Consider the following 12,148-nt stretch of genomic DNA (forward strand, 5'->3'; position numbering starts at 1 on the left):
TGCAGCGCAGGTAGGACAGGTCGAAGCTGCCGGCGTGCGTGGCGCCGTCCGGGCCGACCACGCCGGCGCGGTCGATCGCGAACAGCACGTCGAGGTCCTGCAATGCCACGTCGTGGATGAGCTGGTCGTAGGCGCGCTGCAGGAAGGTCGAATAGATCGCCACCACCGGCTTGCCGCCCTCGCAGGCCATGCCCGCGGCGAGCGTCACCGCGTGCTGCTCGGCGATCGCGGTGTCGAAGTAGCGGTCGGGATATTCCTGCGAATAGCGCACCAGGCCCGAGCCCTCGCGCATCGCCGGCGTGATCGCCAGCAGCTTCGGGTCGGCCGCGGCCATGTCGCACAGCCAGTCGCCGAACACCTGCGTGTAGGTCGGCTTGGCGGGGCCGTCCTTCTTGACCACGCCCACGGTCGGGTCGAACGGCGACACCGCGTGGTATTCGATCTGGTCGCCCTCGGCCAGGTCGTAGCCCTTGCCCTTGGTCGTGATCACGTGCAGCAGCTGCGGGCCCTTGAGCGTCTGCAGCGTGCGCAGCGACGCCAGCAGCGCGGGCAGGTCGTGGCCGTCGACCGGGCCGGAATAGTGGAAGCCCATTTCCTCGAACAGCGTCGAGGGCACGAACATGCCCTTGGCGTGCTCCTCCCAGCGCTTGACGAAGCGCGCCGCCGGGTTGGTGCGCTTGTCGCCGAGCAGCTTCTTGCCGCCCTCGCGCACCGCGTTCATCGTGCGCGAGCTCATCAGCCGGCCGAGCATCTTGGTCAGGCCGCCGACGTTCTCGGAGATCGACATCCGGTTGTCGTTGAGGATCACCAGCAGGTTCGGCTCCGGCTCCATGCCGCCGGCATGGTTGAGCGCCTCGAAGGCCATGCCCGCGGTCATCGCGCCGTCGCCGATCACCGCGACGACGCGGCGGTCGTCGCCGGCGCGCTGCGCGGCGATGGCCATGCCCAGCGCGGCCGACACGGACGTGGACGAATGGCCGACGCCGAAGGTGTCGTACTCGCTTTCCTCGCGGCGCGGGAACGGTGCCAAGCCTTCCTTCTTCTTGATCGTGGTGATCCGCTCGCGGCGGCCGGTGAGGATCTTGTGCGGGTAGCACTGGTGGCCCACGTCCCACACCAGCCGGTCGTGCGGGGTGTCGAACACGTGGTGCAGGGCGACGGTCAGCTCGACCACGCCCAGCCCCGCGCCGAAGTGGCCGCCGGAACTGGCGACCGCCTCGATCAGGTACTGGCGCAACTCGTCGGCGACGGCGGGAAGCTGCTCGTCGGACACGCGGCGCAGGTCGGCCGGCGTCTCGATCGGCGCCAGATGGGGATAGCGGGAGAGGTCGATCATTCGCGTATTGTTGGCCCAGCACGGTGGCGGGGCAAGGGTGGCGCGGCGTCGTGAAGCGGGCCGATCCATCGGATCCGGCCTGCACGAACGGCTGCGGCGCCAGGCCGGCATGCGCCCGCGTACGGTTTTCCCACGAGGACTTCACATGAGCTCATCGTCGCTGTTCCGTCGTTTCGCCGGCGCCACCTCGCGCGCGGCCGGCAAGCCCACCACCTTCATCGTGGCGGTGCTGATCGTGGTGCTGTGGGCGGCAACCGGCCCGCTGTTCCAGTTCGGCGACACCTGGCAGCTGGTGATCAACACCAGCACCACGATCATCACCTTCCTGATGGTTTTCCTGATCCAGAACACCCAGAACCGCGATTCGGCGGCGGTGCAGATCAAGCTCGACGAGCTGATCCGCTCCAGCCGGGCGCACAACGCGTTGCTGGCGCTGGAGGAACTGGATGACGAGACGCTGGCGCGGATCCGCGCCCACTACTGCCGGCTGGCGGAGAAAGGCCGCAGCGAGCTGGACAACGTGGAAGAGGCGCTGGCGGCCGAGCCGGAAGACTGAAACTCAGGCGTGCGCGGCGCGCCGGTCGCGCGGCAGGTGGTTGACCAGGAACTCCATCTGGTCGGCCAGGATGTTGCGGTTGGACAGGATCAGGTGCTCCACCCAGCTCGGGCGGTACGGCACCGCCAGCAGCGGCATGTGGGCCTGCTGCGGCGTGCGGTTGCTCTTGCGCAGGTTGCACGCCAGGCACGCGCTCACCACGTTCTCCCATTCGTCGCGGCCGCCCTTGGAGACCGGGTGCACGTGGTCGCGGGTGAGCTCGCCGCGGCTGTAGTGGTTGCCGCAATACAGGCACAGGTGGCGGTCGCGGGCGAACAGCGCGGTGTTGGTCAGCGCCGGCGCCGGATCGATCGCGTGGTCGCGGCAGTGGCCGGTGCTGGCGATGATCGGATGCAGTTCGAGCAGGCTCTGTTCGCCACGGTCTCGATTCATGCCGCCATGCACGGTGAGGCAAGGCTCGCCAAGGGTCCAGGCTACCGCCTCGCGCACGTACAGGCAGACGGCGTCCTGCCAGCTGATCCAGTCGAGGATCCGGCCGGTGGCGTCGAGCGAGAGCACCCGGGTCGAGCGCAGGTCGGCCCGGAACGGTACGTCCATCAGCATGCAGTCCATCCTTCAGCCAGAGCCTGGGAAAACGCGCAGCGATGCAGCGGTTGCGATCCGCGCCAGCATAGCCCAACTATGTTGCGATCGGGATGCAAATGTGTGTCGCAGCAAACACATAGCTCGCCACGAGCGGCGGGCTCACGAGCGGCCGCGGGCGCTGTTATAGTGCTCGTTCGTCTTGAGACCCGGGCCGGGTTTGGGAGGGGGAGCCAACAGTGGCGACCCCGGCGCGGCTGGGCAGAGGTAAGTAACGTGGCTGAAGTCTTTTTCTACGAGCGTCCCGTGCCGCTCAACCGCACCGCCCACAAGGATCTGCGCCTGAAGGGCGTGCCGAGCCTGAAGTTCGCGGCTAACGTCCATTCGGTGCCGCTGACCGGCGTGGAATTTCCCGCCGCCGCGCGCGACGTGCCGATCCTGTTCGCCGGCGCGGACATGAAGGACGCCGGCCCGATGGCGCTGCTGGGCCTGCGCCAGAACGAGAACCTGTTCGTCGACGCCAACGGCCAGTGGGCGCCCAACACCTACGTGCCGGCGTTCATCCGCCGCTACCCGTTCATCCTGGCCGAGAAGCCGGCCGATCAGGAGGGCGGTGACGATTTCACCGTGTTCCTGGACGAGGCCTACGAGGGCTTCAACACCAGCGAAGGCGACCGCCTGTTCAAGGACGACGGCACCGACACCGAGCTGCTCACCAACGCCGTGAATTTCCTCGGCGAGTTCCAGCAGCACGTGACCCGCACGCACTGGTTCATGGACCAGCTGCGCAAGTACGATCTGCTCGAGCCGCGCAACATCCGGCTGGAGAAGGATGGCAAGTCGATCAACCTCAATGGCCTGTTCGTGGTCAGCGAGGAAAAGCTGCGCCAGCTTGACGAGAAGGTCGCCCACGAATTCCTCAAGGAAGGCGTGCTGGGCTGGATCTACGCCCACCTGCTGTCGCTGGCCAACATCGACCGCGTGTCGCTGCGCCTGAACGAGCGTGAGCAGACCGAGGGCGGCAGCCCCGGCAGCACCACCGTCAACTGACCCTCCCGCGCCGCGCCTGCGGCGCGTGACTGGATGCACCCATGGCCCGTGCGCATCGTCGATGCCACGGGCCATTTTTCTTGGCGGGATCAGCGCAGCGGCTTGGCCATCCGCAGCAGGTCGACGTCGTACCCGCTGGCTTCATAAAGCGCCCGGGCGCGCTCGTTGCCCGGGAACACCGCCAGCGTCATCAGCGCGCAGCGGTGTTCACGCGCCCACTGCTCGGCGTGCTCCAGCAGCGCCCGGCCCACGCCACGGCCCTCGTGCCCCGGCGCGACCGCCAGGTCGGAAACGTGGCAGTTGGTGCGGCCGTTGAAGAAGTCCTGCGTCTTCTGCAGGTGCAGGAATCCCACCGTGCTGCCGTCGTCGTCTTCGGCGACGAACACGAAGCTGTTGGGCGGCTGGTCGTCCAGGTGGTGCACCAGGTCGGCGCGAATGCCTTCGATGCACTCGTGCCGCTTGCGCCAGGCCGGCAGCGGGAAGTCGACGAAGCGGGGAACCAGGCCGAGGATGAAGTCGTCATCGTCCTCGGCCATGCGGATCAGGAAGGAGCGGTCGCTCATGAGCCTTGCGTCGTTGCGGAACCGGGCTCAAGGTTTACACCCGCGCGGCAGCGGCTGGGAAGCCCGCGTGGTCCCCGATCGTCTGGCGGGTCCCTTCGCGCACCCTCAGCTGACCCGGAACATCGCCGCCGCGCCGCCGGGCAGGTAGCTCGAGCTGCCGACGCGCCGGCAATGGCCGATCAGCGCCGCCTCCGCCGCCCGCGCGGCCAGCCATTCCTGCCGGCCGAAGTGGAACTCGAACACGCGGCAGTGGCGCAGCTGCGCCTCGATCACGCGCAGACGGCGGTAGTCGAGGTAGCAATCCACCTCGCCGGCCAGCTGCGGCCACGCCGCATCGACCACCACCGCCTTGTCCAGGCCGCCAATCACCGGCAAGTTGTCGGGGATCAACTGATGCGGCCGACGGGCGTAGTCCACTACCAGCCGGGCCGGCTCCACGGCGTCGGCCGCTGGCTGCCATTCCGGGTCGGCGAGCATCTGCGTCACGGTGTGTGCCAGCCGCATGCGCTGGGCGATGGCCGGGGCGCGGTGGTCGCTGACCGGTTGCCGGGCCAGCTCGCGTGCTGCGGTGGCGATCTGGTCACCCAGCAGCGGTACGTGATGCAGGCGCGCCAGCAGCGCGTTGAACTCGTCCAGTGCCGCCTCCTGCAGGGCGACATGGCCGACCCGGCAGCGGCGTGCGGGATGGTCGGTGGTCTCCGGCTGCAGCAGGGCGGACGAGAGCGGGGGCAGGGAAGCGAGTTGGGCATGCATGGCGGAATCTCCTGTGGCGACCGCGGGATGCGGCGTGCAGACAGGCTCCGCCAGGGCCGCGGACGGGTCATGAGGTAAATGCGAGGTTTGCCGCAGCGAACGCCGAGGTTTGTGTGATCGCATGAGGGACTAGCCGATGAATCCGTTGCCGTCCGGTGCTGGCAGTCAGGGGACGCAGCCGTTCGAGTTCGACGATGTGCTGGTCGATCCGGCGGCCCGCATCCTCGTACGCGGCGGCGTCGAGCGGCCGCTCGAGCCCAAGGCCTTCACCGTGCTGCTCGTGCTGCTGCAGCGCCGCGGCGAACTGGTGGGTCGCGACGAGCTGCTGGACGCGGTGTGGGGCCATCGCCACGTCACCCCCGGCGTGCTCACCCGGGCCATTGCGCAGCTGCGCCACGCGCTTGAGGACGATTCGCAGCACCCGCGCTACATCCAGACCCGCCATGCGCTGGGCTATGCCTTCATCGGCGAGCTGCGTATGCGGGATCCGCCCGCGCCCGGCCCACCCGTGCCTGCCTCACCCGTGCCTGATCCATGCACGCTCGATCCATCCACGGTCGACCCCGCGACCGTTGCCGTGTCCGAGGTCGCGTCCGATCCACTCGACGCCAGCGCGGCCGCGCCCGGCCGCTCCCCCGCGGTGTGGAGTGAGACGCCCGGACCGCCCGAGCCGCAAGCCCATGAAGCGGACCGGTCCACGCTCCGCCCGCCTGTGCGCGGCCCGTGGCGATGGGCGCTGGCGGCCGTGTTGCTGGCGGGGCTCGCGGCGCTGGGCTGGATGCACGAGGGTGCCCCGCCCGCCGCGCGCCCGGCGGCGTCCTCCATCGCGGTGATGCCGTTCAGCAACCTTGGCGCAGACCACGGCGACGACTATTTCGCCGACGGCCTCACCGAGGAGATGCGCGACGCGCTCGCTGGCGTGCCGGGCCTGAAGGTCGCCGCGCCGCTTTCGCGCCAGGCGCACGACAGCGCGCTGGACGCCCGGCAGTGGGGCGCGCGGCTGGGCGTGGCCACGATCCTGGAGGCCAGCGTGCGTCGTGACGGCCCGCAGTTGCGCGTCACCGCGCACCTGGCCGACACCACCACCGGCTTCACGCTCTGGAGCCATACCTACGATCGCCAGCTCACCGGGGTGTTCGAGACCCAGCGCGAGATTGCAGCCGAGGTGGTGCGGTCGCTGCTCGGGGCGATGCCCGCTGCCGACGCCCAGTTGGCGAAGCGACTTGCGCCCACCCGCAACGAGGCTGCGTTCGACGCCTACCTGCAGGGCCTGCAGTTGCTTCATCGCGCGGCCCGAGCCGAGGACGCCGAGCAGGCGGTGCAGCGGTTCGGGCAGGCGCTGGCCGGCGATCCCGCGTTCGCCCTGGCGCAGGCGAAGATCTGCCGCAGCGAGATCTGGCAGTTCGAGAACGGCCGCGACGCCGCTGCGTTCGCCCGGGCGATGGCGGCCTGCCGCCGCGCCGCGCAGATGGACCCGACCCTGGCCGAGGTCAACCTGGCCATGGGCGACCTGTACCGCGCCCACGGCGACCTGGAGCGCGCCCTGGGCTACTACCGCCAAAGCTCGGGCGTGCCCGCCACCAGCGCGCTCGCCCACGTCGGCATGGGCAAGGTCTATGTGGCGCAAGGGCAGCCGGCGCGGGCGATCGGGGAATTCGCCACCGCGCTCGAGCTCAGTCCCGGGGATGCTGGCGTTCAGGCGCAGATCGGCTATCAGCAGTACGTCAGCGGCGACCTGACGCACGCGCTGGCCTCGTATCGCAAGGTGGTCGCGCTGCGCCCGAACGAGGCCGAGGGCTGGAGCATCCTGGGCGCGCTCTACCTCGAGGCCGGCGACAGCGCGGCCAGCGAGCAGGCGCTGGCGCAGGCGATCGGCATTGCGCCGGACGCCGCGTCGTTGAGCAACCTCGGGCTGATCAAGTTCCAGGCCGGCGACTACGCCGCGGCCATCGCCCTGCGCCGTCGCGCCAGCGCACTGGCGCCGCAGGATTTCCTGGTGTGGGCCAACCTCGGCGAAGCGCTGCAGGCCGATCCGGGCCGTGGCGACGAAGCCCATGACGCCTACCGCAAGGCGGCCGACCAGGCTGCCCGGTATCTGGCGCTCAAGCCGGACGACGCAGCCGGCTGGGCGTCGCTCGGCCTGTACCGGGCGATTCTCGGCGAGACCCCCGCCGCGCGGGCGCTGGTGCAACGCTCCGAAGCGCTGGCCACGGCGCCGGGCGAGGTGGCACTGCTCAATGCCGAAACCCTCGCGCGGCTTGGCGACCTGGCCGCCGCGCGCGAGCGGATCGCCCGGGCCCGCGCGGCCGGCGTGCCGGAGATCCAGCTCACCAGCAACCTCACCTTTCGACGGCTCAGCCTGCTCGCCCCTGCGCGGGCTCCGCCGGCGGGACCTGCTTCAACCGCTCCGAGCACGCGCAAGGGGCCCACACCGGGAGCATGACCATGGCAACCAGACCCACCCCGCCCGACGCGCCGCTGCAAACCGATCCGCGCCAACCGCCCAAGGGCCCGCAGGACCCGGACAACCCGCTCGAACCCGCGCTGGCCGTGCCGACCGAGCAGCGCGTGATCGTGCCGGTACCCAAGAGCGGCTGACGCGCGCGCTCGCCGCGCCACGCTACAGCCGGTACTGCAGCCCCGCCGACCACAGCCGGCCCGGTTCGATCTGGACGCCGTTGACGTGTTCGTGCACGGGCAGCTGCACGAACACGAACGCATCCAGCCGGCGGCCCAGCTTCAGCCCCAGACCGGGGCTGAGGTAGGCGAGCACTGCGCCGCTGTTGGCGCGGTCGGCGAAGGCCCCGCTCTCGCGCTGCTCGCCGTGCAGGTTGAGCTGCAGCTGCGGCGTCACGATGCCGGCGTCGAGGTAGCGCAGGCCGAGGTTCACGTTCAGCGAATTGCCCGGGCGGAAGCCGTCGCGCGCGTTCAGCGCCACCTGTGCCATTGCCTGGCTGAAGTAGCCCAGCGACTCGCCGAGGTTGCCGAAGGTGTACACGCCCAGCAGCGCGTCGGTGGTGCCGGTGCCGCGCTGCAGGCCGCGGTCGAGTAGTTCGCCCGCGGCGGTGCCGGCACGGAAGCGCTGCTTGAACGAGCCGGTCGGCAATTTCAGCCCGAACTGCACGCCGACGCTCGCGTCGGGGCGGAAGCCCTGGTAGCGCGCCAGCACCCGCACGTCACCCAGGCCCTGGCCGTCCGAGGTGCTCAGTGTGGTTTCGCCCTCGGGGAAGGTCTGGTGGTGTCGGTCCAGCCACGGCAGCTGCACCGACAACCCCCAGCGGCGATCGAAGCTGTAGTCCGCGCCGATCGGGGTGTTGCGGTTGATGGTCTTGCGCTGCAGTTCCTCCTCGGCCGGCAGCGCCACGCTGCCGGCGGCAATGCGGTCGGAGCCCTGGATCAGCCGCGACTGGTTGAAGTAGTCCTCGCGCAGGCTCAGGTGCAGCCCGCGGGAGGTGGCATAACCCTGGCTCGCCCAGTCCGAATTGAGCGAGCAGCCGCAGGTGGAACAGGCGGCGGCGAGGCCGGGCAGGGCGGCAGCGGCGAGCGCGACGAGGGTGGTGCGAAGCAGCGGACGATGGTGCATGGAGTTCTCCGGAATGGGGGACACGCTACGCGCGCGGGCGAGCGTGCGAACTGATGTCGATCAGAGATGAAGAGCGAACCTGAGCCAGCCGGTGCGACCGAGCTGGCCACGCGCATGGAGCGGCCGTCTGCTCGCCGACGCTGGTCAGTCAGCGCGGCGGTGACGGCACATGGGGAGTCGGCGCAACACCAGTCATTGACGAGGCGGACCAGCCCGCCCGGCAAGTGCGGTCACGGCCGGCACGGCGGTGCCGAACTGGCTGGTCGCTGGCCGGGCGGCAAGGGCAATCGACGGTATGCGTGGCTCAGACGTGCACGGGCACCGGCGGCCCGCGCGGCCTGGCGGCGAGCAGCACGATGCGGCTTCGCGCCGGCGGTGCTGGCATCGCAAGCCACAGCCCGGACAGCGGCAGTCCCGAGGCCAGAGACGGCGGCGCATCGGGCAGGAGCGAGTGGCCGGACAACAGCCCGCAGTAGCCGCACTTCTCCAGCAGGTGGCCGGCCGGTGGCGAGGGCGTGCCGTCGTCATGGTGCGTGCCGCACCAGCCGATGCTCACCAGCGCATCCAGCGGGCTGGCCAGCGTCTGCGACACCACGGGCGCCGCGATCGTCAGCCACAGGGCGACGATGGCGAGCCAGGCGGTCAGGCGGCGTGGGCGACGCGCAGTGGACAAGCGGCCGTTATCCGGTGTGGAGCGGGCGCGCATTCTGGCATGCCAGCCACCGGCTGGTGCTGCGACAGGTCGCCGCGAGGCGGCGATCGTGCGTCGGTTGTCGCTCAGTGGGCGGCGCGGGCGACAGCGACCGACGGCGACGCGGTCGCGGCTTCGGTCAGCAAGGCGTTGATCTCCGCCACGATGCCATCGAGCGCGCGCTCGTCATAGCCCGCGTGCAGCTGGGCGAGCGTTCCATCGCGGTGGAACAGCGCCAGTACCGGGATCCCCTCATGCGTGCCGTACGGACGACCGATGCGGCCGTCCCGGTCCCATGCCACGATCAGGCTTGGCAATCGGCCGTGCAGCATGCGCGCGGCCTTGACGAAAGTGGACCGGCTCTCCTCGTCGTTCACGGCGACCACCTGCAGGGGCAGGTTCCGCTGCACCGACACCTGTTGCAGGCCGGCCAGCACCGGTAGCTCCCTCATGCAGTAGCCACACCAGGTGGCCCAGAAACTCACCACCACCACCTTGCCGCGCATCGAGGACAGCGCCAGGTGCGTGCCGTCGCGCGTGACGCCCAGCGCGTCGGGCGGCGTGTCGCCCGGTTGCAGCGTCGACGCCGCCAGGGCGCCGGTGCAGGTGAGCAGGCAGGCGAACAGCACGGCGATCCGACGCATGAGCAAGTTCCCTCTTGGATTCGGCGCAGCGTAGCAATCGCGTCGAGCCGCGGACAGGGGGCAAGGCGGTCGACGTCCGCGCAAAAAAAAACGCCCGGCGGTGCCGGGCGTTCCAGATACGTGCAGCGGGTGCTCAGGCGATTTCGGGCAGCGTCGCCACGCCGGCTTCGATGCCGGCCTGGTGCACCAGGCAGCGGGGCAGGATGCGGGTGAAGTAGAAGCTGGCGGTATCGCGCTTGGCCTGCTTGAACGCGGCCGACTGGCTGCTCTTGTCGGCAGCCGCCACGCTGCGGGCCCACAGATAGGCAAGCGTGACGTAGCCGGAGTAGTACAGGTAGTCGTTGGCAGCGGCGCCGAGTTCCTCCGGGTTGGCCTGTACCCGCTGGGCCAGCTTGACGGTCATGTCGCCCCACTGCTTGGCGTACACGGCGAGCGGCCCGATCAGCGCGCGCAGCGATTCGTCGGCGCTGTGCTGCTGGCAGAAGCCGCTGATCTCTTCCAGGAAGTGCTTGAAGCCCACGCCCTGCAGCTGGAGGATCTTGCGCCCCAGCAGGTCGGCCGCCTGGATGCCGGTGGTGCCTTCGTACAGCGTGGTGATGCGTGCATCGCGGGAGAACTGCTCCATGCCGTTCTCGCCGATGTAGCCGTGGCCGCCGTAGATCTGCAGCGCCTCCTTGGTGCACTCGATCGCCAGCTCGGTGACCACACCCTTGGAGATCGGGATCAGGAACGCCACCAGCTCGCTGGCCTTCTGGCGCGTGGCTTCATCGGTGGCACGGCCTTCGATGTCCACCTGCAGCGCGTTGTACAGCACCAGCAAACGCGTGCCCTCGACGAACGCGCGCTGGGTCAGCAGCATGCGGCGCACGTCCGGCTGCGCGAGCAGGTTGTCGGCCGGCTTGTCGGGGAACTTCACACCGGACAGCGCGCGCGACTGCAGGCGCTCGCGGGCGTAGTTGAGGCTGTTCTGCAGCGCGCGCTCGGCCAGCGCCAGGCCCTGCACGCCCACCGCGAGGCGCGCGGCATTCATCATGGTGAACATCGCCATGAGGCCCTTGTGCGGCTTGCCGATGAGGTAGCCCTCGGCGCCGTCGAAGTTCATCACGCAGGTGGCCGAGCCCTTGATGCCCATCTTGTGCTCGATGGCACCGGCGAACGCGCTGTTGCGCTCGCCCAGCGAGCCGTCGGCATTCACCTTGTACTTGGGCACGATGAACATGGAGATGCCGCGGCTGCCGGCCGGGGCGTCGGGCAGGCGCGCCAGCACCAGGTGCACGATGTTCTGGGCGAGATCGTGCTCGCCCGAGGAGACGAAGATCTTCGTGCCCGTGATGCGGTAGCTGCCGTCTTTGTTCGGCTCGGCTTTGGTACGCAAGAGCCCGAGGTCGGTGCCGCACTGCGGCTCGGTCAGGCACATCGTGCCCGTCCACTGACCCGAAACGAGCTTCGGAAGGAAGATGCGCTTCTGCTCGTCGGTGCCGTGGGCGTGAAGCGCCTCGTACGCGCCGTGCGTGAGGCACGGGTACATGGCGAACGCCTGGTTGGCGGAGTTGATGACTTCCTCCAGAGCGTACCCGAGGGTATGGGGCAGACCTTGGCCCCCGAACTCGGGGTCGGAGGCGATCGAAGGCCATCCGGCCTCGCGGAAGCGCTCGTAGGCGGCCTTGAAGCCCGGAGGAGTCGTCACGACGCCGTCCGCGTAGCGGCACCCTTCGACGTCGCCCACCTGGTTCAGGGGAAACAGCACCTCGGCCGCGAATTTTCCGCCCTGCTCGATGACCTGGTCGATGAGCTCGCGCGCGACTTCCGTATAGGGGGGCAGCTGGCGGAACTCGTCGTCCACGTGGAGCAACTCGTGCAGCACGAATTGCATGTCACGGCGGGGAGCGACGTACTGACCCATGGGGATTCTCCTCGGATAAGGGGGATGTCGGCGGCGACGCGGGCTCTATTGACTCTTGTTCAATACTATCCCAGAATGCCGAAACTGCAAGAGGTCGGACGCACCCGGCCCAAATGGTCTCGCAAGGGGACCGGCACCTGCTCGCGAGGTGTGCGCATGCGCGTTTCGAGGAGTTTTTGCGTGCTCACGTTTCTGGCACTGACGGCCTGCGCCGTCGGCGTCGAGCTCGGCGCGCCGCGCGATCGACCCGACGCCGGTCGCGACGCTTCCGCCCATGGCGATGGTCGCGCGGGTGGCGCCTCGACCAGCGCGACGGGATCGGGTCAGGGGGGCGCGTCGTCGGCGAGCTCCACGTCGACCGGGAGCCAGGGCGGAACGGGGACCAGCGGAGCTTCGTCCGGCGGCGCGAGCGGAGTCGATGCTTCGGGGTCCGGCGGCGCCACGATCGACGGCGCGCCCAACGACGCGATCGTCGCCGTCGACACGA

General features: G+C 69.6%; 13 protein-coding genes. 5 read left to right on the top strand and 8 right to left on the bottom strand.

From position 1 onward, the window contains the following. A partial coding sequence (dxs, locus tag VFG40_RS02080; RefSeq protein WP_324894391.1) for a 1-deoxy-D-xylulose-5-phosphate synthase occupies window positions 1–1,336 on the bottom strand: 1,336 nt, incomplete at its 3' end. Between the two features lie 145 nt (window positions 1,337–1,481). Here dxs and VFG40_RS02085 point away from each other — a divergent pair. Then, window positions 1,482–1,892, top strand: a complete 411-nt coding sequence (locus tag VFG40_RS02085; protein WP_324894393.1) for a low affinity iron permease family protein — start codon at window positions 1,482–1,484, stop codon at window positions 1,890–1,892. Between the two features lie 3 nt (window positions 1,893–1,895). On the opposite strand, the gene VFG40_RS02090 is transcribed toward VFG40_RS02085, so the two are convergent. Beyond that, entirely contained in the window at window positions 1,896–2,495 is a 600-nt protein-coding gene (locus tag VFG40_RS02090; protein WP_324894395.1) for an HNH endonuclease, read from the bottom strand. 255 nt (window positions 2,496–2,750) lie between these two features. On the opposite strand from VFG40_RS02090, the gene VFG40_RS02095 reads away from it, so the two are divergent. After that, window positions 2,751–3,524, top strand: coding sequence for a SapC family protein (locus VFG40_RS02095; protein ID WP_324894397.1), 774 nt, complete (start codon window positions 2,751–2,753; stop codon window positions 3,522–3,524). 89 nt (window positions 3,525–3,613) lie between these two features. On the opposite strand, the gene VFG40_RS02100 is transcribed toward VFG40_RS02095, so the two are convergent. Both VFG40_RS02100 and VFG40_RS02105 read right to left on the bottom strand, forming a co-directional pair. Then, a complete protein-coding gene (locus VFG40_RS02100) occupies window positions 3,614–4,087 on the bottom strand; it encodes a GNAT family N-acetyltransferase (RefSeq protein WP_324894399.1) in 474 nt (157 codons plus the stop codon). A 105-nt stretch (window positions 4,088–4,192) separates the two neighbouring features. Then, complete coding sequence (locus VFG40_RS02105; RefSeq protein ID WP_324894401.1) at window positions 4,193–4,840, bottom strand: hypothetical protein; 648 nt, start codon at window positions 4,838–4,840, stop codon at window positions 4,193–4,195. 136 nt (window positions 4,841–4,976) lie between these two features. On the opposite strand from VFG40_RS02105, the gene VFG40_RS02110 reads away from it, so the two are divergent. Together VFG40_RS02110 and VFG40_RS02115 are read left to right on the top strand one after the other, a co-directional pair. Beyond that, entirely contained in the window at window positions 4,977–7,283 is a 2,307-nt protein-coding gene (locus VFG40_RS02110) for a winged helix-turn-helix domain-containing protein (RefSeq protein WP_324894403.1), read from the top strand. Between the two features lie 2 nt (window positions 7,284–7,285). Continuing rightward, window positions 7,286–7,438, top strand: coding sequence for a hypothetical protein (locus VFG40_RS02115; protein WP_324894404.1), 153 nt, complete (start codon window positions 7,286–7,288; stop codon window positions 7,436–7,438). Between the two features lie 22 nt (window positions 7,439–7,460). Here the strand turns inward: VFG40_RS02115 and VFG40_RS02120 are convergent, their stop codons facing one another. From VFG40_RS02120 to VFG40_RS02135, 4 genes are all read right to left on the bottom strand, one after another. Beyond that, window positions 7,461–8,423 carry a transporter family protein gene (locus tag VFG40_RS02120; protein WP_324894406.1) on the bottom strand — a complete coding sequence of 321 codons (963 nt, stop codon included), beginning with the start codon at window positions 8,421–8,423 and terminating at the stop codon, window positions 7,461–7,463. 304 nt (window positions 8,424–8,727) lie between these two features. Further along, window positions 8,728–9,096 (bottom strand): DUF2946 domain-containing protein, encoded by a 369-nt coding sequence (locus tag VFG40_RS02125; RefSeq protein ID WP_324894408.1) that lies wholly within the window; start codon window positions 9,094–9,096, stop codon window positions 8,728–8,730. Window positions 9,097–9,200: 104 nt separating this feature from the next. Continuing rightward, window positions 9,201–9,758 (bottom strand): TlpA family protein disulfide reductase, encoded by a 558-nt coding sequence (locus VFG40_RS02130; RefSeq protein ID WP_324894410.1) that lies wholly within the window; start codon window positions 9,756–9,758, stop codon window positions 9,201–9,203. Between the two features lie 133 nt (window positions 9,759–9,891). Continuing rightward, window positions 9,892–11,661, bottom strand: coding sequence for an acyl-CoA dehydrogenase C-terminal domain-containing protein (locus VFG40_RS02135; RefSeq protein WP_324894412.1), 1,770 nt, complete (start codon window positions 11,659–11,661; stop codon window positions 9,892–9,894). A gap of 180 nt (window positions 11,662–11,841) precedes the next feature. On the opposite strand from VFG40_RS02135, the gene VFG40_RS02140 reads away from it, so the two are divergent. Next, window positions 11,842–12,148 (top strand): hypothetical protein (locus VFG40_RS02140; protein ID WP_324894414.1); only part of this gene is annotated, 307 nt, incomplete at its 3' end.

The organism is Dyella sp., from assembly GCF_035685805.1.
GTDB lineage: Bacteria > Pseudomonadota > Gammaproteobacteria > Xanthomonadales > Rhodanobacteraceae > Dyella_A.

Bases quoted from the DNA above. Each gene is read 5' to 3' on its own strand.
- VFG40_RS02085 (WP_324894393.1), top strand. From the start codon at position 1,482: ATGAGCTCATCGTCGCTGTTCCGTCGTTTCGCCGGCGCCACCTCGCGC.
- VFG40_RS02090 (WP_324894395.1), bottom strand. From the start codon at position 2,495: ATGCTGATGGACGTACCGTTCCGGGCCGACCTGCGCTCGACCCGGGTG.
- VFG40_RS02100 (WP_324894399.1), bottom strand. From the start codon at position 4,087: ATGAGCGACCGCTCCTTCCTGATCCGCATGGCCGAGGACGATGACGAC.
- VFG40_RS02105 (WP_324894401.1), bottom strand. From the start codon at position 4,840: ATGCATGCCCAACTCGCTTCCCTGCCCCCGCTCTCGTCCGCCCTGCTG.
- VFG40_RS02110 (WP_324894403.1), top strand. From the start codon at position 4,977: ATGAATCCGTTGCCGTCCGGTGCTGGCAGTCAGGGGACGCAGCCGTTC.
- VFG40_RS02115 (WP_324894404.1), top strand. From the start codon at position 7,286: ATGGCAACCAGACCCACCCCGCCCGACGCGCCGCTGCAAACCGATCCG.
- VFG40_RS02120 (WP_324894406.1), bottom strand. From the start codon at position 8,423: ATGCACCATCGTCCGCTGCTTCGCACCACCCTCGTCGCGCTCGCCGCT.
- VFG40_RS02130 (WP_324894410.1), bottom strand. From the start codon at position 9,758: ATGCGTCGGATCGCCGTGCTGTTCGCCTGCCTGCTCACCTGCACCGGC.
- VFG40_RS02135 (WP_324894412.1), bottom strand. From the start codon at position 11,661: ATGGGTCAGTACGTCGCTCCCCGCCGTGACATGCAATTCGTGCTGCAC.